Consider the following 26,761-nt stretch of genomic DNA (forward strand, 5'->3'; position numbering starts at 1 on the left):
GCTGCCTCAAGCCGCTCTTGCGTGGAGGGCTTCGTCGAAGCGGTCCCAGACGGGACGCAGGTCGACGACGGTCTTCTTCATCCTTGCTTCGTCCATCGCGAGCGCCAGGATGCCGGCCTCGAGCGCATTCAACGTGGACACGGGAAGTTCAAGTCCGGTGCGCACGCTTTCGAGCAGATCGCTCGCCATCTGTTCGTCGGCGCCGTAATGCTGGGAGAGCTCGGTGGCGGCATATGTGTTCTCGACGACTTTGCTGCCGGTCAGCTGTTCGTGGACGTTGAGATAGCCGCGCACGAAATCGCCTTCGGCCATGCCGCGCGAGCCCATGATGGCGAAGCGGCGGAACTGGTCGGGTACGTTCAGATTGGTGTGGAAGTTCATGCCGACGCCATTGGCATATTCGACGATCGCCACCTGGTAGTCGATGATGTCGGCATCGCTGTCGAAGACCCTGTCGGAACCCATCCAGCCGCTCGGTTTGCGGTGGAAAAGCTCGAGGTCATTGATGCCTTCGCGCGTCGGGTCATTGGCCGGAATAAAGCTCTTGCGGCCGCCGAAACTGGCGACCCGCTCCGGCCGCGCGCCGACGACGCCATTGTAAAGGTCGAGGTCGTGGCAGCATTTCTCCAGCATGAAGCTGCCGGAATAGCGCTCGTAGCGGCGCCAATCACGCATGAAGAAGGCGCCGTGATAGGGCTCGATATGTTCGGAGGCCTCGATAGACACGATCTGACCGAGCTTGCCCTCGGCCTGGATGGCGCGCAGATCCTTATAAAGTGGGGAATAGCGCAGCACGAGGCCGACCATCAGCCGCTCGTGGCCGAATTTCGCCATCAGATGAGCAAGCTCGATGCTTTCGGCAATCGTGGTGACGATCGGTTTTTCACAGAAGACCTTGAGACCGGCCTCGAGCCCGAGCCTGATATGGCCGAGATGCATATGATTGGGGGAGCCGATCATCAGCAGATCGAGTTTTTCGGAAGCGATGAGCTCTTCCGGCGAACCGTAAGCCTTGCCGGCCGAAATACCCTTTTCCGTCAAACCCGGTAGTCCGGCCGGATTGGGATCCACGTAGCCGACAATATCGAAGCTGCTATCGATCGCCTTGAAAACATAGCCGAGATAGCCGAGCCGGAATCCGAGCCCGATGATTCCCACTTTCATGCCGATTAGGTTCCCGATTAAGTAATTTATTTTCTTTAAGTTGGGACAAAAAACGAGGGGCGTCAATAGAAAACGGGTCGCACGAGGCAAGTATGAAATTGATTTTCATGATTCGTAGGCGACCATAGCTCAACCGGTGCAACCGCCGGAATACGGACGCACTCGCGGGAAGGAGCTATCTTCAAAGCAGGATGCTGACGTCATTGTTGCGAAGCCGGCAAGCTCACGCAGAACTCGCGAATTGTTGAAACGAGGAGCGAGCCCGGGTGTGTAGGATGGGCGATAACCCGAAGGAGGAGCCATCATGACCCGCATGACAGCCAAGGATTTCCCGCAGGAACTTCTCGAACTCTACGATTACTATGCGCATGGGAAGATCACTAAGCGCGAGTTTCTCGACCGGGCGGCCAAATTCACCGTCGGCGGCGTGACCGCAGCCGCCATACTGGCCTCGTTGAGCCCCGATTATGCGCTGGCGACCCAGGTCGAATCCACCGATCCCGACATATCAGGCGAATACATCACCTATCCCTCGCCCAAAGGAAATGGCGATGTTCGCGGCTATCTCGTCCGCCCCGCAAAGGCCGCCGGCAAGGTCGCCGGTGTGGTGATTGTGCATGAGAACCGAGGTCTGAACCCCTATATCGAGGATGTGGCTCGGCGCGTTGCAAAGGCGGGTTTCGTAGCACTTGCCCCGGATGGCCTCACCTCGGTCGGCGGCTATCCTGGCAATGACGAAAAGGGACGGGAACTCCAGCAGAAAGTCGATCCGGAAAAGCTGATGAACGACTTTTTCGCGGCGGTCGAGTTCTTGATGAAGAGCGACCTGACCACTGGCAAAGTCGGCATCACCGGCTTCTGCTACGGCGGCGGCGTCGCCAACGCCGCGGCGGTCGCCTATCCCGAACTTGCCGCAGCCGTGACTTTCTACGGCAGGCAGCCGCGCGCCGAAGACGTGCCGAAGATCAAGGCGCCATTGCTTCTCCACTATGCCGGACTGGACAAGGGGGTCAATGAAGGCTGGCCGGCCTATGAAGCTGCGCTGAAATCGGCGGGAAAAACCTATGAGGCCTATATCTACCCCGACGTCAATCACGGCTTTCATAATGACACCACACCGCGTTACGACGAAGCGGCAGCCAAGCTCGCCTGGCAGCGAACGGTCGACTGGTTTACCAAATACCTCGCCTGAGAATGCAGTAACCTGAGGCGGCGGGAGTCATCCCCGCCGGCTATCAAATGTCGTGACGGCTATTGCGAACGGTCGATCTTGCGTCTTCCCCGACTGATCATCATTCCGCCGACGATGAGAACAATACCGCCCGCATTCGCCCAGAACGACGCCGGGACGGCGCTGACATAGTCAAACGCAACCCCCGTGACCATCTGCCCGCCGATGATCAGCAGAGCCGAGTTGACCGCACCGATCCGCGCAATTGCCCAACTGCCTGCGGCCACGAAGATAACGCCGATGGGACCACCCAAGTAGGCATACCAGGGCGCCTCTGCGGCGCCCGCAGGGAGCAGGCCCCCGATGAAGAGGCCGAGGCCGGTGAGTGCGGCAAACCCCACCGCGTGATTCCAGAAGGACGCGATCAGCGGCGTCGTGGATATGCTCAACCGCCCATTGAGCTGGCGGCTGAGGCCGACGAGCACGCCGCCCAGACTTGCGAGGAGAATGAAGAACATCACGCTGCACCTCGCCCGAACAATATGATGAGTGCCGCCCCCGCAACGACCAAGCCGAGCGCAGCGATGTCGCGTCTGTCGGGACGTCGCATTGGCAGGCCGAACAGCCCCCAACTGTCGGCCGCGACGCTGAAGACGACCTGGCCCGCCAATCCCAAAGCCAAGGTGCCGGAGAGTCCGAGCGGTGAGTTGACCGCGGTCGAGGTCAGCATGACCGTTGCCGCGCCGGAGATTCCGCCGAAATAGGCCCATAAAGGAGCATGCAGGCCTTTTTCCGTCTTTGGCCGGCGTCGCCGGTGGACCAGCAGGAGAAGTATGACGGCTGCGATAATGCCCGTGCCGTGCGCGCTCCAGGAAGAAAACAGCGGATTCCCGTACCGTGCCAGCTCGCCATTGAGGTGCACCATAAACGTCAGGAGCCCACCGGTGGCAAAAGCGCCGGCGAAATAGATCGGATGCGGATTTCGTGCGGCTTCGATGGTCATTGGAGATCCCGTTAGAGAATCGATTGCGGCGGATGTTTTTCACATTGCCACTAAGGCCATTCATCGGCATTTTCAGCAAGGTGATGACCAGGCTCGTCCACCAGTCGGCGTCGTCCGCGGGGTATCGTGACTGATTTGTCGCGGCAGGAAATCTCACGCCTTTGCAACGGGGCCCGTGTCGTCACGGCCTGGCAAGCATGGAGGATGCGATGCTGCTCAAAGGCGAACGAACATTCGTGGTGCGGGATGCGGGAGGTTTCGTCGCGCACGTCAATATGCCCGGATGGGTAAAGCCGAAACCAAGCGACCACGGCCACGGCCCGCTTGCCATGGTCGTCGAATCCATTCTTGCCCCCGGCCGGCAGATCGCGATGCACGAGCACAGAAACGACGAGATCGTCTCCTGGGTGCCGGAAGGCGTGATGCGTCACGACGACCGGGCCACCGGCCGACTGCTGATCGACCGCGACCATCTGATGGTGATGAATGCCGGAACCGGCTTCTGGCATTCCGAGGAGACGCTCGCAACAGATCCGCCTCTGCGCATGCTGCAGATTCTTATTCGCCCGCGTGCGATCGATCTGGAGCCGATAATTCAATACGGCCCGATCCCTGCGGTCGCGGCGAACGTCTGGCGACATCTCGTCGGCCCGGAAGGCGAGGGCGCCCCTTTTTATGTCCGTAGCGCCCTAGACATGTTCGACATTCGCCTGGAGGCGGGCGCGCGGGTGGAATTCCCGCGGAAGCAAGAAAGGGATCTCTATTTTTGTGTCTTCAGCGGCTCGGTTGTCGTCGCCGGGCAAAGCTTTATCGAAGGCGAGCAGGGACTGCAGCTGCCGGATGACAGGCTCGACGTCGAGGCCAAGGATCAAAGCGCGTTGATCGCGTTTCTTCTCGATGCGAACGCACCGGTCGCCAGGCAGGGGACCGTCGGCGACCACAAGAAGATCCCGCCGGCCATCGTCATCAGGGCGTTTCTGAAATGGAGGAAATTTCGGTTGTGGCGGCGTGCTTCCTAAAGCGCGCCTCTTTCGACGGCTGCGATCCAGCCGGAACAGTGATTATCACAAGTCGCTTCCGCTTTTAGCAATTGTGCGGTAGCCTGTGCTTTCGTTCACATCGAGCGAAGTTTTTTCGCTGCGACCAAAATCGCCGAAAATGGCGATTTTTCGACCGTCCGGAGTTTCGGAACAGTTCCCGTCAGCCGTGATAAGGCAAAAAATGCGATGTGAACGGAACAATAATGTCTGCACTTGGGTTTCGAACCTCAGCGTTCAAAAGGAGGAGCATTATGCCTACGGTTGCTGCGACGCCCATCACTCCGCCGGATCAGCACGTTGTCACCGCCCGCGAGGCCATCGAGCCGTTGTATGAGAAGCTCGAACTTCAAACTGAATCGCTGGTCCTGTCAGCGGCGCTGGAAGCGGGATGGTCTCCGGACGAGGCAACGGAAGCACTGGCGGCGCTCAGACTACAGGACGCGCTGTCCACCCTCGGACGAACTGTCTAGCCCATCGTTTTCGAGACATCCGAGAGGTCGGGTGATGGCTGGTGCCCATCGACCGGTGGACGCGTTCTTATGAGCCGGGCTACAACGTGCGCGTTCGCCCGAAAGACCGCAACAACAGATTGAGAGAGACGGCAACCTTGTCGATGTCGCGAATGTCCCGCGAATATTGACCGGTGTAGAGTTTTACAATCAAGCGGTCACGGGCAGAGCCGCTGAGTTCGAAATACAAATGCAGGTAATAGGCTTGCTTGTCGCCGCTGCGACTTACGCTCTTTCGTCGTTGCGTGACCTGTCCGAGTTCCGCTTTGAACGGGGCGAAGCCGGGGAGTTTCAGCATGACCGATTTGGATTGAAATCGAACCGTGGTGGGGACCGCAACGACGGCCTTGTCCAGTGCCAGACTGACGACTTGGCCGGGGACATCGTCTACTACAGCGGGTTCATCGAGCTTGAACGCATGAAACAGGCGCCGGGGCTTTTCAAAGCAGATGAGTGACGCGATGAGCAGGACGACGATATTGATACCTGACCACCAGGCCGCAACCGGTGAAAACTGGCCTTGTACATGCGACGTCTCCGGTACGACGTTGACCAGCAGACCAAGCACGGTGATCGCGATCAAGCTTGCGATCCAGGCAAAGCTGTAGCGGTCGAACTGGTTCAGCTCGTTGCCACTGCCCTTTGGCGTCACCCGGAACGGCTTGCCAAATGGTCTCACCAGGCTGGAGACGACGGTGGGCAACATGCGGAATGTCGCAAAGGTCCCGACTGCGCTTGATACCACGGGCAGATAGCGGGTCGGCGTGATCCACAGCATAAGCAGAAAATACGCCGCCAGCAGCGGCACCTGATGAGACACATAATCGGCTATGTCGGTGAAATAGAGCGGGAGCAGGCCGAACCAGAGATAGACGATGGGGACGAACAATATCATGAAGCGGACCAGGTACTGCACCAGCCAGGACGCTGGCAGGAACATGATCCGTTGAAAGAGCGTCAATCCAGGGCCGCGCAGCGGGCCATTATACAGGTAAAGGGTTTGAATACCCCCCTGACACCACCGTTCGCGCTGCACAAAATAACCGGTCAGGTTTTCGGCGGCCAATCCCATCGATAGCCGTTCGTTCAGGTAGCGGGTCTTGTAGCCTTTATTGAGCATCGAAAGAGTTGTCAGCAGGTCTTCTGTGATCGACTCCGTCGGAAACCCGCCGATCGCGTCGACGGCCTTGCGGCGGGCAATCGAGCATGACCCGCAGCAGAAACTGACGTCCCAGGCGTCTCGGCTGGGCGCGATCTCATCGAAGAACAAGCGCTGCTCGTCCGGCCAGATGTTCTCCAGGCCCAGGTTTGATTGCACCGGATCGACGTTGAAGAAATGTTGAGGCGTCTGAACGATGCCGATGCTTTCGTCGGAAAAGAAGGGCAGCGTTCGGCGAAGGAAATGCCGATAGGGAACGAAATCGGCGTCGAAGATCGCGATAAATTCGCCCGAGCTGACCTTCAGCCCATTGTTCATATTGCCAGCTTTGGCATGACTGTTATCGCCGCGCGTGACGTGGATGACGTTCTTTTCTTCGCAATAGGCCTTCAGCCAATCCCGGCGTTGATCGTCAAGCACATACACATTCAGTTTGTCGGGAGGATAATCCAGCGACCGGGCGCCGATGATGGTTCGCTCGAGCACGTCGAGCGGCTCGTTGTAGGTTGGAATGAAAACATCGACCGTCGGCAGTTCGCGCTTGTCGCGCGCAAAGAAACCACGAGCCAACCTGTCGGCTTCTGCGCTCCGGTCGACGTAGCGGCTCATCAATACCAGAAAAAGGATGACCTCGACGAACGCCAGAATCTCGACGAAGAACAGCATCCAGACCCAGTAGAAACTCGCACCATCGTTGGGATAGGGAAGCACTGTCTCCGTCAAGCGCCAAAACATGTATCGCAATGCGACTGCCGCGACAAAGGCGCAGGTCACCGCCCGTGTCCAGGTGCGACGGCGCGACCAATTGAATGGCCCCAGGAAAAAGAAGGCCAGAACGACAAAGGTCGGAACGAGCGCTACAAGATACTGAACCACAGGTTTTTGACCCAGTTGGACACGTCGATGCCGCGCTTGGAAAATCGTACCTGCACTGTGCGCCCCACTTGGCAGGAGTTCGCAAAGTCGTCGTTCATGAAGGATGGATCAAGGCGAACCCGAATGCGCGCATTGCGCGTCGTCGACGGCGGCAAACTGGCGGCAAAGGAATCGAACTCGACCGAAGCCGAACTGCCTCTGGCAGAAATGACCGTGCCCTTGAAGACATCGCTGCGGCCGAACAAGCGCACCTGCGCGACAAGTCCCGGATAGATCTCGTCATAGTTGACCTCGGGAACAAGGATATCCACAAACAGCTCCCGACAGTCGAGCAGGCGCATCAGCTCGTCGTTCAGCACGACGTTTGAACCATTGACGATACTCCTGGTCCAAACAACGCCGTCGAACGGGGCTATTGCGGTCGCGGATTCAAGGCTGCTGACGCGATTGGCCTCTTTGACCAGCTGCTTTTGAACTTCGGTCGCTCGTGTCTCATTTTCCGCTATGCGTGAGTTCAAGTCGTTGATGCGAACGATGACCTCGTCTTCGCGCTGTCGCGAATAAGGCACGTCATTCTGTCCGTCGCCGAAGACAAAGATACCCTGGCGGACCGCATTGAGCCTTTGTTGCAGTTGATCGACCGTCAGATTGCTGATTTCCACCTCGCCGCCGGTCGCAGCGCCCGCGGCACGCGCGGCCTCAACCAGCTTCTGCGTCAGAATGCCTTTTGACTCGAGCTGCATCCGGCGGCTCAAATCGACCTGCGCGACCAGATCCTGAGCTTGCGACACTTCCACTTTCTTCCGCAGGATTTCGACTTCGCGTTCGAGATTGGCAATGGTGGTCTGCCTGTATACTTCCAATCTGGCAGACAATTCCTCGCGAAGCGCGGAAAGTTCCTCCCGCTCCTTTTTAAGTGCCGCAACGCGGTCGAGCGCCGTATTTCGATCTGCCTCGAGCGACGCGAGGATGGCGCGATTGACGCGCGTATTTCTGATTTCTGCCAGGGATTGTCCCGCTTTGACCGGGCTGCCGACCTTGAGGGGTTCTGCCGCAATCGTGCCGTCGATCGGGGCATTAACGACCGCAAACCGCGCATTGACCGTGCCATCAAGGCTCGTAAAGCCGGTAATCGTCGGCAATGAAATGACGGTCACGAGTGCCAGCAGAAGCAGGCCGACAACGATGCGTGTGATGCGATGGTTCCAGATCATCTTGGCATCCGAAGGTATCGCTTCTGCGGACATCCGTCCCCATCGGGCTGGCATGGACGGATGCAACTCATTCTTGCATAATTTAGCGCATGAAAATTTATAGGCAAGTGACGGTCGTGTACCTGCGTCAGAAACAATACGGCTGTGGATGAAATGCCGCCGACGGAGGCGTGGCACAGGATCGATGCGGTGCAGGCGATGTGGTCAAGTCATCTCCGGCGCATCGACGACGTGGTGGGATGACGGGATAGGGCTGATGGAAATCACTGCGCCTAGGAATACCGCCATCTCATTAAGGTTTTCCGCGGAAGCGCAGGCCCGCTCTAAGTCTTTGTATTTACGCAATTCCCGGCAAAAGCGCTTCGCGCTTTGCCGGGGTAAACCGATTGGCAACTTTCCTCAAATTGCTCTAATGCGGTCGAAGCTTTTTGGTCGCGATCAGCATGACGAGATCTTCGGAGGCATCTGCGAGCGTCAAGGCCAATTCCGCAGCCGACCATCCACGTTTCTGCAAATCGACGAGCATTTCCACCATTGCGATTTCGACTTCTCGTCTGCAGCTCGAAATCGGCGTCAATTCGATATGGTTCTCATCACATGCGGTAGTCATCTTAGCCTCCGTTCTGCCATATGAAAGGGCAGCGTCAAAGAAGTTCGACATTGGGTGGATGTGTTAGGGGTTGCGTGCAGGCCTCGGTCATTACGCATCGACACCGATGGCCTCGGCTGCGCGCAACCCCTTGCGCGCCATTATTTGCCGATGTCCGGCCTCAGGAGCGTCTCGTATGAATTCTCACAGCGAGCGGTAAGAAATTTTCCTGACGCCCAAGGATTGCGCGCAGAATAAGCTCTGTTGCGATCCGCGCCTGTGCAAAGCGCGCACGAATTCTTCTCCGATAGTTCACGACCTATCCTCCTATATTTGCATATTTTGTTTTGAATAAGTGTCGTCTTACGTTGACGGTGCTTTGACACTACACTGCACCGGCAGTTGCATATTCTTGGAATATCCGAACGTCCTTCGGAATGAACCATTGCTTATTTAGATATATGAATAGGACGCAATTGTCGTTATCGCCGCATCCAGAAAATTATCGGTCCGTCCATTTCTGCTCGCCAGGGAATATGATAGGTAGCTTATGCACGTAAAGCTTTAGCCAATTCCGCTTTGTCGGATGGCTTTCGGTTCAGCCGCGAAACGAATGTTTGCTTCAGTTTCAACAGCCTGGATCGGCTTATGCGCTGGAGGAATTGGATGGTTACGGAGTCTGGAGATGACCCCCCTGAGGGACGGCAATGGCCGGCCCATCTGGAGCGGCGGCGCTGGCCGCGCGAACCGTCCCCACAGAAGGAACACCGGGTGGACGTTGCACCGGCACTGGTGCCCTTGCGATTTTCGACGCACGACCTGCCACCGCAAGAACAGTTCCAGTCCTGGCGATCACATATGGCCCCGCTTGTGGATGTTCATTTGCCCGACGGAAAATCAGAAGGCGACGGTTTTCTTGCGGAACAGACCGGCTGGCAGCTTGGCGATATCCTCATCGTTCAGCAGCGCGCGCAGGCATGCAGCTATATTCGCGATCAGGCCATGCTGCGATCGAGCCCAATCGATCACTGGAACGTCGGCGTACTGCGCAGCGGCCGTGCCTGGACCGAGGCCAATCGGCATGTAACTGAGACCGGCCCGGGTGAGATATTTTTCAGGTCGCTCGGCTATCCCTACCGCGGGCGGATGACCGATTCAGTCGCGGTGCTCGTCTTCTTGCCCTATGAACTGTTGACCCGTGATGCGAGTCTTCTGCAGAACGCCAACAACATCGTCTTCTCCGGTAGCCTGGCTGAATTGCTCGTTAGCTATATCAACGGCCTGGAAGCGAACCTGGGCAATCTGACACTGGAGGAGGTGCCGCGGATCATACGGACGATCGGCGATATGGTCGTTGCATGCGCTGCATCATCCACAAGTTTGGATCGCGGTCAGGAACAGACCAATACGGGGCTTATGGAGCGGGCGCATCGCTATATTCACCTCAATCTTCATTCAGATAGCTTGACGCCTGACGTCATGTGCCGTGCGCTGGGCATCTCACGGACGCGACTCTACCAATTGTTCGAAACGAGCGGGGGCGTCTTCAATTACATTCGCAAGCATCGATTGCTGCAGGCATATGCGGATCTTACGAACCCGGCCGACAACAGGCCGATCTCGGAGATTGCCGAGGCCGCCGGCTTCGACGTTGCAGCCAATTTCACACGCGCGTTCAGCCATGAATTCGGGCTCAGCCCGCGCGAAGTCCGAAAGACAACAGCCACTGAGCGCCCGGCCATCCCCGCACCACGCTCGATGCGACGTTTTGGAACAACCATCGGCGATTGGCTGACGTTCGCACGCTAATGTCGGAAAGCATCAAAAGCTATTGCTATTACTGGATATTTTTCAAAAAATTAGGCAGCGGCGTTGCTTGACATTTTCAGGTTCCATAACACAGATTACGCCACAACCACAATCTGCCGTTGATTTTTGGCCTGCTGAAGTTGCAATGCCTCCTGCATATTTCCTAAGGTACCTCGAATTCCGGATCGGATGGAACCTGCATGGCGAGAGCGAGATGATTTGTCTGCGCAGCGAGCCCGATAATCGTTAGCAGTTCGCCATGTTGGGCATCGGTCATGCCGCGGGCTCGGGCGGCTGCGGTGTGGGATTGAATGCAGTACTGGCAGGCATTAGCGGTCGACACCGCTATGTAGATCATCTCCCGCGTTAGCGGATCGATGGCGCCGCCTTCGACCGTCATGACCGATTTGAGCGTCTCCCATACCCGCTTGAGATTTGCCGGATCGTTTGCAAGAGCACGCCAGAAATTGTTGATGAAATCGGTCTTGCGTGTCGCTCTGATGTCATCGAACACGGCTTGCACGGCTGGAATGGCTGCGGCCTCTTGGTCCGACAGAAGCTTGACTGTTGCCATCGAAAGTTCCTTTCCGAGCGCCGATCAACGGCCTCAAAGCATGATTTTTCTCGGCGATCCCATCCGCGAGGCGGAACATACGAAGAAATGACAAAGGCCGCCAGCCTCCCTCCCGGCGAGGAAATCGAAGACAGCTGTTTCAGGAAAACAGGCAAAATTAGAAATTATTGTCTACAGATTTTATAGATTATACGGTTCCATAAGCCCTGTCGACTTTCAGCGATGAGATTTCGAACGTCCGATGAACCTTTCTTTGGGCGCTGGCGACCTGCCGACTTCTTCCAATATCAACAGGAGATTTCCATGAGCAATCCGGTTCTCGTCAATCAGATCATTCCCGAGTCCGATGTCGTACCGCTGACCGGCCGTGTCGGAGCCGAACTCAAAGGCATCCGCCTTGGCGGTGATCTTTCGGATGCAACGGTGGCAGCAATCAACCAGCTTCTTCTGAAACACAAGGTCATCTTCTTCCGCGATCAGGGACATCTGGACGATTCCGAGCAGGAAGCCTTCGCACGTCGGCTCGGCGATCTCGTGCCTCATCCAACCCAGGGGCCGGTCGCCGGCACGGCGTCCATCCTCAATCTCGATTCCAGCCGCGGCGGCGGCAGAGCGGACCAGTGGCACACCGACGTCACCTTCGTCGATGCCTATCCCAAATTCTCCGTCCTTCGCGGCGTCGTCATTCCGCCGGCCGGCGGTGACACGATCTGGTCCAACACTCATGCCGCTTACGAAAGTCTGCCGGCGTCGCTCAAATTGCTGGCGGACAATCTATGGGCCATTCACAGCAATGCCTATGATTATGCCGCTGTGCGCCCTCGCGCCACCGCCGAAGAGAAGAAGCATTTCGAGGAAGTTTTCACGTCGACGATCTACGAGACCGAGCATCCGGTCGTGCGTGTCCATCCGGAAACCGGCGAAAGATCGCTGCTGCTCGGCAACTTCGTCCAGCGCCTTGTCGGCCTGTCAAAGAGCGATTCCGCGAAACTCTACGAGGTGTTCCAGTCCTACGTCACCGCTCCGGAAAATACCGTGCGCTGGCGCTGGAGAGCCGGCGACGTCGCGATCTGGGACAATCGCGCCACCCAGCACTATGCCGTCAACGATTATGGCGACCAGCACCGCGTCGTGCGCCGCGCCACGGTAGACGGCGATGTTCCGGTCAGCATCGACGGCCGCCGCAGCATAACCCATGTCAAGGCTGCCAAGCCGCAGGCAAAGGCGGCGTGATTGCGAATAGATGAGTGTTGCCGGGTACATGAAGCTGGCAGAGCCTCATGTACCCGTTGACGTCCTAGCGGAGCGGATTGCGGAAGCGCCTGGTGCGGGCAAATGAGCCGCATGCCTTATGAGAAGGAAAGCTTTTCGCTCGGCCGGGTCAGGGTTTCCGGGCGCAGGATCGCATCGAGATGCTCCTTCTGCATCAGGCCGCGTTCGAGAAGGATTTCATAGACTCCCCGCCCCGAATGATGCGCTTCCAGCGCAACCTCCGTAGCGTTGCGATAGCCGATATAGGGATTCAACGCCGTCACGATGCCGATCGATTGCTCGACGGTCTGCCGCAGCCGCTCGCGGTTGGCGGTGATGCCTTGAATGCAATTCGCCTCGAGCGTCAGGCAGGCATTGGTCAGGTGGCTCAGGCTGCGATAGAGGCTGTAGAAGATCACCGGCTCAAAGGCGTTCAGCTGAAGCTGGCCCGCCTCGGCCGCCATGGTGATCGTCACGTCATTGCCGATCACCTCGAAAGCCACTTGGTTGACGACTTCAGGGATCACCGGGTTGACCTTGCCCGGCATGATCGACGAGCCGGCCTGGCGGGCAGGCAGGTTGATCTCGTTCAGTCCGGCGCGCGGCCCCGAAGACAGAAGCCGCAGGTCGTTGCAGGTTTTGGACAGCTTGACCGCGACGCGCTTGAGGACGCCCGAAAGCTGCACGAAAGATCCGCAATCCTGCGTCGCCTCCACCAGATCAGGCGATGTCACCAGATCGACGCCGACGATTTCCGACAGGCGCTCGCGCACCAGCGCTGCATATTGGGGGTGGGCCGTGATGCCGGTGCCGATCGCCGTGGCGCCCAAGTTGATCTCGCGGATCAGCGAGACGGCTTCTAAGAGCCGCGCCTCGTCCTCCGCGAGCATCAGCGCATAGGTGCCGAATTCCTGCCCCAGCGTCATCGGCACGGCGTCCTGCAACTGGGTGCGGCCCATCTTGAGGACGTCGGCAAACTCGATCGCCTTGGCCTCGAACGACCGGCGCAGAACCGCCATGGCGTCGACCAGACGGTGGACGCCGATCCACGCGGCGAGCTTCAGGGCCGTCGGATAGACGTCGTTGGTGGATTGCGAGAGATTGACATGCTCGTTCGGATGCAGGTGCTGATAATCGCCTCGCCCGTATCCCAGGATTTCAAGCGCCCGGTTGGCAATCACTTCGTTGGCGTTCATGTTGGTCGAGGTGCCGGCGCCGCCCTGAATCAGATCGACGACGAAGTGGTCGTGCAGCGCGCCGTCGCGGATTTCGACACAGGCGGCGATGATGGCGTCGGCTCTTGCCCGATCCAGAAGGCCGAGGCTTGCATTGGCCTGCGCCGCCGCCTGCTTGATCGCAGCGAGCGACGCGATCAGGTCGGGCGATTCCCGCAGGGTCTGACCGGTGATCGGAAAATTCTCGACCGCACGCAGCGTATGCACGCCGTAATAGGCCGAGGCCGGCACGTCGCGATCGCCGATCAGGTCATGCTCGACGCGGATTTTCGCAATATCGGAGATAGTCATGGCTGAACTTTCGAGAAAGCGGCGCTGCGGACCTGAACTGCGGTGGCAGGCCGGAAAAGATGATCGGTTCAGACGCGGCAGATTGCCGCGTCGTCAAGCGTCATTGTACCAAAGCCGCAGGACAGGTACGCTCCCCCTCCGGCTCGGATCCGCGCAGCTGGAACGGAAAGGACACGCCGCCGGTCGAGACACCCATGGTGTTCACGCGCTTGGGATGATGGAACGTTGCAAGCTCTCCGCGGAGTTCCGGCGAACCGATGCCGAGCTGCTCGAGGATTTCCGTCACAACCGCGTAGAGGATTTCGATGTTGCCGTCCTCGACCTTGACCGAAATGCCGAGCGCCCCATCCGCTCCCAATCGCCTGGTGTCATGCGAGGCGCGCACACCGATTGCATAGCTGGCATCGGCGCCGAGCTTGCCGATCAGCGCGCCGTCGAATGCCCGCATGAGCACCGTGCAGTAGCGCCCCTCACCCGCGACCATTTCGGGGTGGCGGGCCATCGCCTGGAAAATGCGAGCGAGCGCTACGTCACGCGGCGACGACTCTTCACCCCCGTCGACTCCATCTGCTGCCGAAGCAAGCTTGGCATAGATGCGCGCCAGCCGATCCAGAGGAAAAGCGGGCGTCGGGAGATTGCATCCGTCGATCCCCCATTCGACATCCTGCGATTCCAGATCGCAGAGCTCGGCAACCGTGCGCTTCACCAGCACCTGCATCGGATGATCCGGCAGGTGGTATCCTTCCACGCCCGTTCCGATGGCCCGGGCGCCGGCGATCATTCCGACATGCTTTCCCGAACAGTTGCTGCAAACCGCGGTCGGCGTATAGTCCTGCTTGATCCAGGAGCGGTTCACCGTTTCCGACAAGGAAGGATGGCCGCCGCAGCGAAGATCGGCCTCCTCGGCCTCTATTTTCGACAGCATGGTCCGAGTCCGCGCGATATGGCGCTCTTCGCTGCTGTGGGACGCGCACATCAGCGCGAGATCCGCATCATCGAAACCGTAGCGCTCGACCCCATTCGTCTCCAGGATGGCAAGCGCCTGGGCCGGCTTGGCGGCAGACCGGGCAAGCGTCTGGCGCATTGGGTTTCCCAGCGCGTACAGCAGCCTGCCTTCCGCATCGACGACCGCCGCGTGGACGCGGTGACGGTTCTCGACGATGCCGCCACGATAGGTGACGACGTAATCCTCACTCGGGATCATTTCTCTCTCCATTGATGCGCTGCCCCGGCGGCTTTCGGCCCCGGGGCAAGCCTCTATCGCGCGGGTCAGGCCAGATCGAAGTCGCGATCGTCGCCTTGTTCGGCCGCTATCATGTGGATGCGCTCACGCATGAGAAGCCAGCCGACCACCAGCGCCGGAATGATCAGCAGCAGAGACGCGACCGTGTAGGTGCCGACGGGATAATCGAGGGCCATCAGGATCACGACGACTGCCAGGAACCCGAGCGTCAGCAGGCCGGTATAGGGCGCGCCGAACATCCGGAATTCAGGCCGTGCAAGCTTGCCCTGACGCGACAGGTGCCACAGCTTGAGCTGGCACAGGACGATGACGCCCCACGCCGCAATGATCCCAAGCGCGGCGACATTCAGCCCGATCTCGAAAGCCTCTGCCGGCACGACGGCGTTCAGTACGACGCCGAAGGCGGTCACGACAGCCGTCACCGCGATGCCGCCATAGGGCACGCCGGATCTGTTCATTTTCGCCAGGGCGGCCGGCGCCGAGCCGGAGATCGCCATGGAATGCAGGATACGGCCGGTCGAATAGAGACCCGCATTGAGGGACGACAGGACCGCGGTCAGCACAACGAGATTCATGACGACGTCGGCGCCCTCAACGCCGATCTTGCCGAAGAAGGTCACGAACGGGCTTTCGCCGCCCTTATAGGCCGTATAGGGCAGCAACAGCGACAGCAGCAGAACCGAGCCGACATAAAAGACCACCAGGCGCAGCACGACTGTCCGGATCGCGCGCGGCATGACCTTGCGCGCATTTTCGGTTTCGCCTGCGGCAGTGCCGATCAGCTCGATCGAGGCATAGGCGAAAACCACGCCCTGGATCACGACCAGCGCCGGCAGGATTCCATTCGGGAACATGCCGCCGAAATCGACGATCGTATTCAGGCCCGGAACGTGGCCGTCGATCGGCGTTCCGGTGACGACGAAATAAATCCCGACGACCAGGAAGACGATCAGGGCGAGAACCTTGACGAGACTGAACCAGAATTCCAATTCGCCGAAGACCTTCACCGACAGAAGGTTCATGGCGAGGACGAGAACCAGCGCCGCCAACGCAAAGACCCACTGATCGATCATGGCGATCCACGGGACATAGGCCTTGAAGAAATTCATGTAGAGGGCGACAGCGGTGACGTCGGCAACCGCCGTCATCGCCCAGGTCAGCCAATAGAGCCAGCCGACCGCGAAGGCGAGCTTTTCGCCGTAGAATTCACGGGCATAGGAGACGAACGAGCCGGACGTCGGGCGATGCACGATGAGCTCGCCCAGCGCCCGCAGAACGAGAAATGCAAAGAAGCCGCACAAGGCATAAACCAGCACCAGCGCCGGACCGGCCGCGGCAAGCCGCCCGCCCGCGCCAAGGAACAGGCCGGTGCCGATTGCTCCGCCGATGGCGATCATCTGGATCTGCCGCGGCTTCAGCGCCTTTTTGTAGCCGAGGTCCTCCTCGGCATAAATCTGGCCGTCGGCCTCGGTTCTGCTGGATTCCATCACTGTCATTTCTCCTCCCTATCCACGGTCGGCGGCTCCCGGCCGCCGCCGCGCAGCTTTCCGTAAAAGATGTTAATCTGCTATGCGGTCTGACAGGTTGGCAATTAAATGGAAAAATGCCGTGCAGTCAAGGATTTTTCAATCGATGGATTCCGGGAAAGTATGGCGCTGATCTAGAGCAATTCCAGCAAAAGCGTGTAACGGTTTTGCGTCCAGAATTGCGTGAAAACAAAGAGATAGAGCATTTCCGTGATTCGAAGAAAAGCGGAAATGCTCTAACGCGGCTCGGCGCCGATGATGCGACTGACCGCCGCCTCGACCTTTTTCAGATGAAGTTCCATCGCCGCCTGAGCCTCGACATCCGAGCCTTTTCGGATGGCGTCGACGATCGCTCGGTGTTCTCCGTTGGACTCCTGACGCCGCGGCCCCAGGGCGGTCAGCAGCCCGGACTGCTGGGCCATCGCCTCGCGGACGTCGTCGACGATATCGCGGAACACCGCGTTCTTGGACGCCTCAGCGATCAGCCCGTGAAAATCCGAATCAAGCCGCACCCAGGCCTCGGTATTCTCTTCCTGCTCCATCCGGTCGCAAAGTCTGAGCAGCCGGGACAGTTCGTCGTCGGTTCGCCGCAGAGCTGCCCAGCCGGCGGCGGACACCTCGACGTAGGGCCGCGCTTCCATCAGATCCCGCGCCGAATAATCGCCGTAGCTGATATCGCCGTCGCCGGCCCCGGCGAGCACATATGTTCCGCTCCCGGTCCGCGTCTCCGTCAGCCCCAGAATCTGCAGCGAGCGCAGCGCTTCCCGCACGATCGGGCGGCTCACCCCATATTTTCCTGCCAGCTTGGCTTCCGACGGAAGCTTCGAACCGGCAGCAAACCGGCCGGAGAGAATGAGATTGCGCAGCTCCTCGAAGACCAGTTCCGAGGCGCTTTTTCGACTGATAACCGCAGGGTCGGAAAGCCAGCTTTCCAGATCGTTCATCGCTTTGCTTTCGATCGCCGCGCATCCGGACATTCGGGCGCAGATCTGAAATCACACCTTCAGCGCAGTTCGTCTTTCATCGGCAATGCCGATGATGGACCGCTTCACCTCCAGCAGGTGCTCCGCCATGGCTGCACGCGCCTCCCCCTCCCTGCCCGCGGCAATGGCCTCCAGAATGCGGCGGTGCTCCGCATTGGACGCTTTGCGGCGCCCGCGAACATGCTCCACGAGTTCGGATTGCGTCGAAAGCGCGCCGCGAACATCGGCAACGACTTTCCTGAAGATCGCGTTGCCCGAGGCCTGCGCGATTTCTCCGTGGAACTCGGCGTCCATCCGCACCCATTTCTGGACATCCTCTTCCTCCTCCATCCGATCGCACAAGGATGTCAGGACGGCCAGCTGTTCGCCCGAACGGCGCGATGCCGCCCAACCGGCAGCCGGGATTTCGATGCAGGGCCGCGCTTCCATCAGGTCGCGGGCGGAATAGGCACCTTCGCCGAGCTGCCGCGCCGGGCTCTCCGAGACGACGTAGGTGCCCCGGCCGGTTCTGGTTTGCGTGAAGCCCAGCGTCTGCAGCGAGCGAAGCGCTTCACGCACGATCGCACGGCTGATGCCGTAACCTTCGGCCAGTTGCAGCTCCGAGGGAAGGCGGGTGCCGAGAGCCAGCTTCCGATCCACAATGGCCGTGCGGATATCTTCGAAGACCGCTTCGGCGGCGTTTCTTCGGCCGATTTCTTTCCTGTCCGATAGCCATGAATCCATATCCCGCATCGAAGGACGATGCGTACAATCGATAGAGCTGTCAAGCAACCGAACAGGCTGGTCGCGACGGCGCCGGCCGCCTTCCGCATCTTTGGTAAAGGCGGCCTACCAGAGTTTCATGTGGCGGTTGACGTCCTTGTAAAGCAGATAGCGGAACCGGCCGGGGCCGCCGGCGTAACATGCCTGCGGGCAGAAGGCGCGTAGCCACATGAAATCGCCCGCCTCGACCTCGACCCAGTCCTCGTTCAGGCGATAGACCGCTCTGCCTTCCAACACATAGAGACCGTGTTCCATGACATGGGTTTCCATGAAGGGGATCACCGCGCCCGGCTCCAGGGTCACGATATTGACGTGCATGTCGTAGCGCACGTCAGCCGGATCGATGAAGCGGGTCGTACCCCAGCGGCCATCGGTGTCGGGCATGGGCCGGATGGGATGATCATCCTCATGCGTGACGATCGCCGGCGGCGGCTCCAGCCCCTCGACCTCCTGAAACGCCTTTCTGATCCAGTGGAAGATCACAGCACTCGAACCGTCGTTCTTGAGGCGCCAGCCCGAGCCGGCCGGAATATAGACAAAGGAACCGGCGCGCAGCGCGTGGCTGACGCCGTCGAGCTCCACCGTCATGCCGCCTTCGACGACGAAGAGCACCGCTTCGGCCCGCTTGTCGGGCTCCGGCCGGTCGCTTCCGCCGCCCGGCTGAACCTCCATCACATATTGCGAAAAAGTTTCGGAGAAGCCGGAGAGCGGACGAGAGAGAACCCATGCCCGTGTTCCCGTCCAATGCGGAAGGACACTGCTGACGATATCGCTCATGACGCCGCGGGGAATGACCGCGTAGGCCGTGGTGAAAACGGCCTTGCTGGAAAGCAGCTGGGTCTGCGGCGGCAAACCGCCGAGCTTCGAATAATATTCTGTCTTGTTCATCGGTCCGGACTTCCAAGCATTTGTTTCTGCGTTTGCTTTATGCCCCGCGGCCGCGATAGGCAACTCCCATCAGCCTCGCCCGGACCCGTCATTAGCGACCGGCCATGACCAGATGGCCCGGCCCGACTTCACGATAAGCGGTGGCCGGAGGACGATAGTCGATCGGCCGCATCGGGCTTCTGATTTCGTCGTTTGCCACCATGCGTTTTTCGTGACGTCGGTCCGGATCCGGCACCGGTACGGCGGCGATGAGTTTCTTCGTATAGGGGTGCTGCGGATTTTCGAAGACGGCGGCGCGCGGGCCGATCTCAACGATCTCGCCGAGATACATCACCGCAACGCGGTGGCTGACGCGCTCGACCACCGCCATATCATGCGAGATGAACAGAAAGGCGAGATTGAGGCTCTGCTGCAGGTCGAGCATCAGGTTGATGACCTGCGCCTTGATCGAAACGTCGAGCGCCGAAACGCTTTCGTCGGCGACGATGACCTTCGGCTGCAGGGCGAGCGCCCGGGCGATGCAGATGCGCTGGCGCTGGCCGCCGGAAAATTCATGCGGATAACGCCCGGCCATGTCAGCGGAAAGGCCGACCTTGACCAGCAGATCGGCAACGACGTCCCTGGCCTGTTTCGCCGTGCCCATCCTGTGCTCGAGATAGGGTTCGGCAATCGCAGCACCCACCGTCATGCGCGGATTGAGGCTGGCGAAGGGATCCTGGAAGATCATCTGCACGGATTTGCGCATCTCGCGCAGATCCTTCTTGTCGAGCCCGAGCACCTCCCTGCCCTCGACGAGAACGGATCCTGCTTGCGGCTCGATGAGACGCATGATGGCGCGCCCCGTCGTCGATTTGCCGCAGCCGGATTCGCCGACGAGCGACAGCGTCTCGCCGGCATTGAGATCGAAAGAGACGTTTTCGACCGCATGCACGCGGCTGGTCAGCCGGCCGAAAAGGCCGGAATGGATGTCGAAGCGCTTGGTGAGGTTCCTCACCTGAAGAACAGGTGTTGCCGCGACCGTATCGGCAGCCTCGGCGGGAACGTCCGATTGCCCCGTCGCCGTGTTGACCACGGGAAAGCGCAACGGCCGCTGCCGACCCCGCATGGAGCCGAGCACCGGCACGGCCGATAGCAGCGCTCTCGTATAGGGGTGTTTGCCACGGTGAAAAATATCGGCGGTGGGCCCGCTTTCGACCTGTTCGCCGCGATACATCACGACCGTCCGATCGGCGATCTCGGCGACGACGCCCATGTCGTGGGTGATGAACAGAACGGAGGTCCCCTCCTCTTCCTGCAGCAGCTTGATGAGGTCGAGGATTTGGCCCTGGATCGTCACGTCGAGCGCCGTCGTGGGCTCGTCGGCGATCAGGAGCTTCGGCCGGCTGGCGAGCGCCATGGCGATCATCACCCGCTGGCGCATGCCGCCGGAAAAACGATGCGGATATTCGTCGAAGCGCGAGGCGGCCGAGGGGATACGGACCTTTTCCAGCAGCCTGATCGTCTCGGCCCTGGCATCGGCCTTGCTCATAGTGGAATGGCAGAGCAGCGCTTCGGAGATCTGATCGCCGATGGTGAAGAGCGGATTGAGCGAGGTCATCGGCTCCTGGAAGATCATCGCCACCTCATTGCCGCGCACGTGCCGCATCGCATGTTCCGGCAGGGCCAGCAGGTCGCGGCCGCCGAGCATGACGCGGCCCTCGATGCGGCTCGTCTCCGCCTGCAGCAGCCGCATGATCGACAGCGAGGTGACGCTCTTGCCCGAGCCGGATTCGCCGACGATCGCCACCGTTTCGGCGGGTGCCACCGTGAACGAGACGTCGCGCACGACAGGTTTCCAGGCGCTGTCGACCAGGAAGGACGTCGTCAGTTTCTCGACGGAAAGAACGGCGGCGGTCGTTTCGATCGGTTGGGCTTGAACGCTTGCCATATCGGCTCCTCTTGCGGCTTAATCCGGCCAGCGCAGCAATCCATCGAAGCGATGCCGGCTGCGGTTTTCGATCGGGGTGGCGATGATCTCGTTGGAGGCGCGCGCCTTGTCGAGTTCCTCAGCGAGACGGCTTGCGACGATGACCTCCTGGCCCGGATGCAGGTTGCACGGGTCGAGATAGAAATATCGGTGCTCCACCTCATGATCGCGCACGATGATCGGCGGACTGCCCTTGGCGAGCCTATCGGCCAGATCCCAGGCGGTGATATGCGTCTCTGAGGGATCGACGATGAGCCGCAGCCGATCAAGCGGATTGTTGGTCGGGTCGGGCTCGATCAGCGCGGTGACGCCCGGACGGCCCTCGAGCGTCCTCTTCCAAAGGTTGAGATAAGTGGTTTCGCGTTCCCGGATGCCGGCATGGTCGCGGCGCTCCCAGGCTTCCAGCGCCGCCATGACGCCGAATATGCTCTCCTTGCCGACCTTCATGCCGCGGCCAATGCCCATATTCTGCAGGAAGGCGTGGCGCACCAGTTCCTTGCTGCCGGCAACGATGCCCGAGGTCGGGCCGCCGAGAAACTTGTGGCCGGAATAGAGCGCGATATCGGCCCCCTGCTCCAGGAAGATGCGCAGATCGTATTCCGAAGCCGCATCGACGATGACGGGCACGCCCCTGGCATGGGCGATCTCGACGAATTCCTGGAGATTCAGAAGACCGTAATCGACGACATGATGGGAAACGACGTAGACGGCAGCGGCCGTCTTGTCGGTGATCGCCTTTTCCATGTGGAAACGATGTGTAGAGGTCGCCTGTCCCACAAGCACGACCTTGCCGCCGGCAAGCCGGATCGCCTGGTCGACCGGTGCGCCGTAACTGACCACATGGCCCATCTGCACCAGCACTTCGTTCTTCTCCAGCACGGCGTCCGGCAGCTTCTCGATCGCCAGCAGATTGTCGCCGGTAATTGCACCGGCCACGGCGAGCGAAATGCCGGCCGAGCAGGAGGCGGTGACGAAACCCGCCTCGCCGCCAGTCAGCCGGGCAATGACGCTGCTTGCCTTGCGCTGCAGGTCGTTGATCTCGACGAAGTGCGGAAGGATCGCTGCCATCGCCTCGATCGCCTCCGGAACGACAATCGAGGCGCCGAGGCTAGTCATCGTGCCGGACACGTTGATGACGGGGCGAAGGCCGAGCGAAGGTCTGATATCATCGGGCATGAAGATCTCCGGAAGTCTGGGACGAAGGGCAGAACATGGTGCGGTCATGCGGCAGTGTCGAGCAGCCGGAGGAAGGACGCCTGATAAAAAGGAAAAAAGTCATCCGCAGACCACTCCAACACGCAAACACGTTCAGCCATGCAAGGCGACGATGGCCTCGATCTCGACGGTGATGTTGCCGGGCAACGAGGCGAAGCCGACGGCCGAGCGGGCATGTTCGCCGGCCGCGCCGAAGACGGCGATCAACAGATCCGAGCAGCCGTTGATGACGCTCGGATGATCCTCGAAGTCGGGCACGGCGTTGACCATGCCGAGCAGCTTGACCACCCGCCTGACGCGGGAGAGATTGCCGAGCGCCTCATGCATGACGGCAAGCAGATTGATGCCGGTCAGCCGCGCATGCCGGTAGGCCTCCTCGACACCGACGCCGCCGCCGACCTTGCCGGCATGCAGGAAGCCATCGGCCTCGCGCGGCCCCTGGCCTGAGAGATAGAGCAGGTTGCCTTCCACCACATGCGTCACGAAATTGGCAATCGGCGGCGGTGGCGGCGGCAGCGTTATGCCGAGGGCGGCTAACCGTTGGTAAGGCGAGTTCTCGACCTTGCCGGCGGCGGCGGGGAACTGATTCACGCGAACTCCTGTCATGCGAATTTCGATTGGCGGATTTGGATTGGCCGACCGCTGGTCGGTGGATTAAAGGTCCTTGCGAAGTCTCGGGTCGAGCATGTCTCTCAGGCCGTCGCCGACCATCTGCAGCGACAGCACCGAGAGGACGATCGCCACTCCGGGGAAAAGCGTCATCCAGTCGGCCTGGCCGATATATTGCCGGCCGGCGGCGATCATCGTTCCCCAGGTCGGGATTTCGGGGCTGACGCCGAGGCCGAGGAAGGAGAGACCGGCTTCGGCAAGCATGGCGCTGGCGAAGAGGAAGGTCGCCTGCACCAGGATCGGCGACAGCAGATTGCGCAGCACGTGCCGCGTCATGATGTGGAAGGTCGAGATGCCGAGCGCCCTCGCCGCCTCGACATAGGGCAGTTCGCGAATGACAAGCGTCGAGGCGCGGACGATACGGGCAAGGCGCGGCGAGTAGACGATCGACAGCGCGATGATCACGGTCGTCAAGGACGGGCCGAGGGCGGCGACGAGCGCGATCGCCAGCAGAATATCCGGGAATGCCATCATTGCATCGATCAGCCGGGCGATCGGTGTATCGAGCTTCTGGAAAAACCCGGCAAGCAGGCCGAGCGTCACGCCGATCAGCGCCGAGAGCGCGACGACCGCCGCACCGACGAGCAGCGACAGGCGGCCGGCAAAGATCGTGCGCGAAAAGACGTCGCGGCCGAACTCGTCGGTGCCGAAGAAGAAGATCTCGCTCGGCGGCTTCAGCCGGTTGACGATCGAAAGCTTGGACGGCGAATAGGGCGCGACCACGGGGGCGAACACCGCCAACAGCACGAAGGTCGTCAGGATCAGTGCGCCGAAGGCGACCGTCCTGCGCTTCATCAGGCGGCGGACGAACTTGCCGCTCTCGCTTTCGGCGGGCTTGATTGCAATATCGGCCATCAGTAGCGCACCCTCGGATCGACCAGCAGGTAGAGCATGTCGATCGCAAAATTGATCAGCACGTAGAGGGCGGCGATGACGAGCAGTGCCCCCTGGATGACGGGATAGTCGCGGCGCAGCACCGCCGAGACGACGAGATTGCCGACCCCGGGCAAGCCGAAGACGGTCTCGGTGACAACCGCACCCGAGATCAGCACGGCGGCGGTCAGGCCGAGCACGGTCAGGATCGGGATCAGCGCATTCTTCAGTGCATGCTTGAGGATGACCTTGCGCTCGATCAGCCCCTTGGCGCGCGCGGTGCGGATATAGTCGTCGCCGAGCACATCGAGCATCGAGGCGCGGGTAAAGCGCAGGATCAGCGCCGAAGAGACGATACCGAGCGCGAAGGCCGGCAGCGTCAGGTGATACATCCGGTCCGCAAAGGTCGAGCCCGGCCCGCCATAACCCGAGACTGGGAAGAGGTTGAGCCGGACGGCGAAGAACTGCATCAGGATGAGGCCGAGCCAGAAGCTTGGAATGCTGGCGGCGAACATGGCGAGCGTCGTGGCCGCCTGGTCAATGAAGGAACCACGTCGATAGGCGGCATAGATGCCGATCGGCAGGGCGATGATGCTGGCGATGGCAAGCGAAAACAGCGTCAGGAAGAAGGTCGGTTCGGCCCGATCGACAAGTGCTGCGGTGACCGGCATGTTGAGGAAGATCGACTGGCCGAGATCGCCCTTCAGCAACTGGCCTATATAATAGGCATATTGCAGCCCGAGCGATTGATCGAGGCCGAGCCGGGCCCGGAGATCGGCAATATCCTGCGGCGTCGCATCTGGCCCGAGCATGACGGCGGCCGGATCGCCCGGCGTCACGCGCACGATGACGAAGACGATCGTGACGACCAGAAACATCACGACGATCATGCCGAACAGGCGCTGGAGGATGTAGCGTATCATCCGAACCTTGCTCCTGTTGTTGATGCATGGAGCACCGTCGCGGACCTCGCCCTCCCTCTTCCCTCATTCCTGTGATCGTCACAGGAATCCAGCGCGCCCAAGTCCTTGGGCGCGAAAGAAGCTTCCACTGGATAAGGGTCATTCACGGCGCAGACGCGCCGTGGCTGGATTCCTGTGACGAGCACAGGAATGAGGGAGAGAGAGGCGGCCACAGGAATCACTCCATCACTTCTTGATCGAGGCATTCCAGAAATACGGCCAGGGAGCCGGATCGACGCCTTCGAGCTTGACCGATTTCGCCGAGACGGCGTTGAAATCGCCGATCTTCATGAAGGGCGCGTCTGCATAAACGGCCTTCTGGACATCGGCCCAGAGCGCCACGCGCTTCTTCGGATCGACTTCGGACGTGAAGGCGTCGACGGCGGCCTTGCGGGCCGGCGTATCCCACCAGCCGGGCGAACTCGTCGACAGCGAGCCGATGAGCGCCGGCTCCGGCAGGAAGGGGCTGTGGGTGATGTAGATGTCCCAGAGCTTCGGATCGGTGCGGCGCTGCGTCAGCGTCGCCCAATCCACGACCTGCATGTCGACGGTGAAGCCGGCAAGCTTCAGATATTCGGCGGCGACCTGCGCCATCTTGTAGTGGAACTCGTACTGACGGCTGGTCAGGATGCGGATCGGCTCGCCGTTGTAGCCGGCCTTCTTGGCGGCAGCCGCCGCCCCTTCCGGATCGGCGACATTATAGGCACCCTCGACGCCGGCATCCGTCGACCAGGCAAAGGACTTCGGATAGATGGCGCCGTCGAGCGCATAAAAATCCTTGCTGCCGAAAGCCGCCGCCAGCATGTCTTCCATGCTGAGCGCCTGGCGGATCGCCTTGCGCACCTCGACGTTTGCAGCAGCACCTTCCTTGGTGTTGAAGACGAAAACCGGATAGCCGAAGGGCTTCAGCATGACCGGCTGCGAGGCGGTCGATGCCTTCAGTTTGTCGTAGGATTCGACCGGGATCGAGTCGACATAATCATACTGGCCGGAAATGGCGGCCTCGACGCGGGTGTTCGGGTCCGGCACCGGCACGAAGCGGATTTCATCGAGATATTGATGACGGGCGCCGCCATAACCATCGCTGTCGCCGCTGCGCGAGACATACCCGTCGAAGCGGACGAGCTGGATATACTGGTCGGCCTTGCGCTCCTTCAGCATATAGGGGCCGGTGCCGATGAATTCCTTCATCGGCTCGTCCTGCTTTTCGGACGGGATGATGATCGCCGCCGAATTGTTGAAGGCGAGCAGCGAGGTCAGCGGCGCATAGGGCTGCTTCAGGGTGATGGTAACCGTCGACGGATCGGTCGCCGCGATCTTGTCGATGAAGCCCGCCACCTGCTTGCCGCGCGAGGCGATCTTCATCCATCGGCCAAGCGAGGCGACGACATCCTCCGACGTCATCTCTGTATTGTCGTGGAACTTGATGCCGGTCCTGAGCTTGATCGTATAGGTTTTGCCGTCGGCGCTGATCTCAGGCAGGCTCTCGGCCAGCAGCGGCGTGACATTCCAGCTCTTGTCGAAAGTATAGAGCGTTTCGAAAATATGCTGCGTGACGATGCCGACGAGATCGGCCGTCGACGACATCGGATCGAGCGTCGGCGGCTCGCCGATCGTCGCGACATTGATGACACCGCCCTTTTCCTGGGCAAGCAGCGTCGAAGGCAGGGCGACAAGGGCAGTGCCGAGAAGGAATGCGACCAATGTTTTCATGATAAGGCTCCCAGCTGAGTTCCACAATTATGCAATTCATCTTTTTGTAACAGAATAGGAGATGGAATTATCGTGT

The 26,761-nt window shown here is 60.1% G+C and carries 24 protein-coding genes; 5 read left to right on the plus strand and 19 right to left on the minus strand.

Annotation, left to right across the window (positions count from 1 at the left end; translation table 11 throughout):
• Positions 1 to 6: 6 nt before the first annotated feature.
• Entirely contained in the window at positions 7 to 1,164 is a 1,158-nt protein-coding gene (locus J0663_RS27175; RefSeq protein WP_207245885.1) for a Gfo/Idh/MocA family protein, read from the minus strand.
• A 304-nt stretch (positions 1,165 to 1,468) separates the two neighbouring features.
• Between J0663_RS27175 and yghX the strand changes: the two genes are divergently transcribed.
• The gene (gene yghX / locus J0663_RS27180; RefSeq protein WP_207245886.1) at positions 1,469 to 2,356 is read left to right on the plus strand and encodes a YghX family hydrolase; all 888 of its coding nucleotides are present in this window, start codon (positions 1,469 to 1,471) and stop codon (positions 2,354 to 2,356) included.
• Positions 2,357 to 2,415: 59 nt separating this feature from the next.
• On the opposite strand, the gene J0663_RS27185 is transcribed toward yghX, so the two are convergent.
• Together J0663_RS27185 and J0663_RS27190 are read right to left on the minus strand one after the other, a co-directional pair.
• A complete protein-coding gene (locus J0663_RS27185; protein WP_207245887.1) occupies positions 2,416 to 2,856 on the minus strand; it encodes a DMT family transporter in 441 nt (146 codons plus the stop codon).
• Positions 2,853 to 3,338: a DMT family transporter gene (locus tag J0663_RS27190; RefSeq protein WP_207245888.1), complete on the minus strand. Its 486-nt coding sequence runs from the start codon at positions 3,336 to 3,338 to the stop codon at positions 2,853 to 2,855. The genes J0663_RS27185 and J0663_RS27190 overlap by 4 nt, the downstream gene beginning before the upstream one ends.
• Positions 3,339 to 3,547: 209 nt before the next feature.
• Here J0663_RS27190 and J0663_RS27195 point away from each other — a divergent pair, with 209 nt between their 5' ends.
• Positions 3,548 to 4,357: a pirin family protein gene (locus J0663_RS27195; protein ID WP_207245889.1), complete on the plus strand. Its 810-nt coding sequence runs from the start codon at positions 3,548 to 3,550 to the stop codon at positions 4,355 to 4,357.
• Between the two features lie 272 nt (positions 4,358 to 4,629).
• Positions 4,630 to 4,848, plus strand: coding sequence for a hypothetical protein (locus J0663_RS27200; protein WP_207245890.1), 219 nt, complete (start codon positions 4,630 to 4,632; stop codon positions 4,846 to 4,848).
• A gap of 79 nt (positions 4,849 to 4,927) precedes the next feature.
• On the opposite strand, the gene J0663_RS27205 is transcribed toward J0663_RS27200, so the two are convergent.
• The 3 genes from J0663_RS27205 to J0663_RS27215 form a co-directional block, all read right to left on the minus strand.
• The gene (locus J0663_RS27205; RefSeq protein WP_207245891.1) at positions 4,928 to 6,922 is read right to left on the minus strand and encodes a glycosyltransferase; all 1,995 of its coding nucleotides are present in this window, start codon (positions 6,920 to 6,922) and stop codon (positions 4,928 to 4,930) included.
• Positions 6,904 to 8,136 carry an HlyD family secretion protein gene (locus J0663_RS27210; RefSeq protein WP_207245892.1) on the minus strand — a complete coding sequence of 411 codons (1,233 nt, stop codon included), beginning with the start codon at positions 8,134 to 8,136 and terminating at the stop codon, positions 6,904 to 6,906. The genes J0663_RS27205 and J0663_RS27210 overlap by 19 nt, the downstream gene beginning before the upstream one ends.
• 409 nt (positions 8,137 to 8,545) lie before the next feature.
• Positions 8,546 to 8,746: a hypothetical protein gene (locus J0663_RS27215; RefSeq protein WP_207245893.1), complete on the minus strand. Its 201-nt coding sequence runs from the start codon at positions 8,744 to 8,746 to the stop codon at positions 8,546 to 8,548.
• 645 nt (positions 8,747 to 9,391) lie between these two features.
• Between J0663_RS27215 and J0663_RS27220 the strand changes: the two genes are divergently transcribed.
• The gene (locus J0663_RS27220) at positions 9,392 to 10,534 is read left to right on the plus strand and encodes a helix-turn-helix domain-containing protein (protein ID WP_207245894.1); all 1,143 of its coding nucleotides are present in this window, start codon (positions 9,392 to 9,394) and stop codon (positions 10,532 to 10,534) included.
• Positions 10,535 to 10,697: 163 nt separating this feature from the next.
• Here J0663_RS27220 and J0663_RS27225 read toward each other — a convergent pair whose 3' ends face one another.
• Positions 10,698 to 11,108, minus strand: coding sequence for a carboxymuconolactone decarboxylase family protein (locus tag J0663_RS27225; RefSeq protein ID WP_207245895.1), 411 nt, complete (start codon positions 11,106 to 11,108; stop codon positions 10,698 to 10,700).
• A 303-nt stretch (positions 11,109 to 11,411) separates the two neighbouring features.
• On the opposite strand from J0663_RS27225, the gene J0663_RS27230 reads away from it, so the two are divergent.
• Positions 11,412 to 12,341, plus strand: coding sequence for a TauD/TfdA dioxygenase family protein (locus tag J0663_RS27230; RefSeq protein ID WP_207245896.1), 930 nt, complete (start codon positions 11,412 to 11,414; stop codon positions 12,339 to 12,341).
• Positions 12,342 to 12,457: 116 nt separating this feature from the next.
• Here J0663_RS27230 and aspA read toward each other — a convergent pair whose 3' ends face one another.
• The 12 genes from aspA to J0663_RS27290 all read right to left on the minus strand — a co-directional run bounded on the left by aspA (position 12,458) and on the right by J0663_RS27290 (position 26,685).
• The gene (gene aspA / locus J0663_RS27235; RefSeq protein ID WP_207245897.1) at positions 12,458 to 13,885 is read right to left on the minus strand and encodes an aspartate ammonia-lyase; all 1,428 of its coding nucleotides are present in this window, start codon (positions 13,883 to 13,885) and stop codon (positions 12,458 to 12,460) included.
• A gap of 100 nt (positions 13,886 to 13,985) precedes the next feature.
• The gene (locus tag J0663_RS27240) at positions 13,986 to 15,089 is read right to left on the minus strand and encodes an asparaginase (RefSeq protein ID WP_207245898.1); all 1,104 of its coding nucleotides are present in this window, start codon (positions 15,087 to 15,089) and stop codon (positions 13,986 to 13,988) included.
• A 65-nt stretch (positions 15,090 to 15,154) separates the two neighbouring features.
• The gene (locus tag J0663_RS27245) at positions 15,155 to 16,624 is read right to left on the minus strand and encodes an amino acid permease (RefSeq protein WP_207245899.1); all 1,470 of its coding nucleotides are present in this window, start codon (positions 16,622 to 16,624) and stop codon (positions 15,155 to 15,157) included.
• 266 nt (positions 16,625 to 16,890) lie between these two features.
• Positions 16,891 to 17,598 carry a FadR/GntR family transcriptional regulator gene (locus J0663_RS27250; protein WP_207245900.1) on the minus strand — a complete coding sequence of 236 codons (708 nt, stop codon included), beginning with the start codon at positions 17,596 to 17,598 and terminating at the stop codon, positions 16,891 to 16,893.
• 51 nt (positions 17,599 to 17,649) lie between these two features.
• Positions 17,650 to 18,369: a FadR/GntR family transcriptional regulator gene (locus tag J0663_RS27255; protein ID WP_207245901.1), complete on the minus strand. Its 720-nt coding sequence runs from the start codon at positions 18,367 to 18,369 to the stop codon at positions 17,650 to 17,652.
• Positions 18,370 to 18,465: 96 nt separating this feature from the next.
• On the minus strand, positions 18,466 to 19,287 hold the full coding sequence (locus J0663_RS27260) for a bifunctional allantoicase/(S)-ureidoglycine aminohydrolase (RefSeq protein ID WP_207245902.1): 822 nt from the start codon (positions 19,285 to 19,287) through the stop codon (positions 18,466 to 18,468).
• Positions 19,288 to 19,378: 91 nt separating this feature from the next.
• Positions 19,379 to 21,214 (minus strand): ABC transporter ATP-binding protein, encoded by a 1,836-nt coding sequence (locus tag J0663_RS27265; RefSeq protein WP_207245903.1) that lies wholly within the window; start codon positions 21,212 to 21,214, stop codon positions 19,379 to 19,381.
• Positions 21,215 to 21,232: 18 nt separating this feature from the next.
• Complete coding sequence (locus J0663_RS27270; RefSeq protein WP_207245904.1) at positions 21,233 to 22,429, minus strand: aminotransferase class V-fold PLP-dependent enzyme; 1,197 nt, start codon at positions 22,427 to 22,429, stop codon at positions 21,233 to 21,235.
• Between the two features lie 132 nt (positions 22,430 to 22,561).
• Positions 22,562 to 23,074 (minus strand): RidA family protein, encoded by a 513-nt coding sequence (locus J0663_RS27275; RefSeq protein ID WP_207245905.1) that lies wholly within the window; start codon positions 23,072 to 23,074, stop codon positions 22,562 to 22,564.
• Between the two features lie 48 nt (positions 23,075 to 23,122).
• Complete coding sequence (locus J0663_RS27280; RefSeq protein ID WP_207245906.1) at positions 23,123 to 23,992, minus strand: ABC transporter permease; 870 nt, start codon at positions 23,990 to 23,992, stop codon at positions 23,123 to 23,125.
• Entirely contained in the window at positions 23,992 to 24,933 is a 942-nt protein-coding gene (locus J0663_RS27285) for an ABC transporter permease (protein WP_207245907.1), read from the minus strand. The genes J0663_RS27280 and J0663_RS27285 overlap by 1 nt, the downstream gene beginning before the upstream one ends.
• Positions 24,934 to 25,158: 225 nt before the next feature.
• Positions 25,159 to 26,685 (minus strand): ABC transporter substrate-binding protein, encoded by a 1,527-nt coding sequence (locus J0663_RS27290; RefSeq protein ID WP_207245908.1) that lies wholly within the window; start codon positions 26,683 to 26,685, stop codon positions 25,159 to 25,161.
• Between the last annotated feature and the right edge of the window lie 76 nt (positions 26,686 to 26,761).

The organism is Rhizobium lentis (assembly GCF_017352135.1).
GTDB lineage: Bacteria > Pseudomonadota > Alphaproteobacteria > Rhizobiales > Rhizobiaceae > Rhizobium > Rhizobium lentis.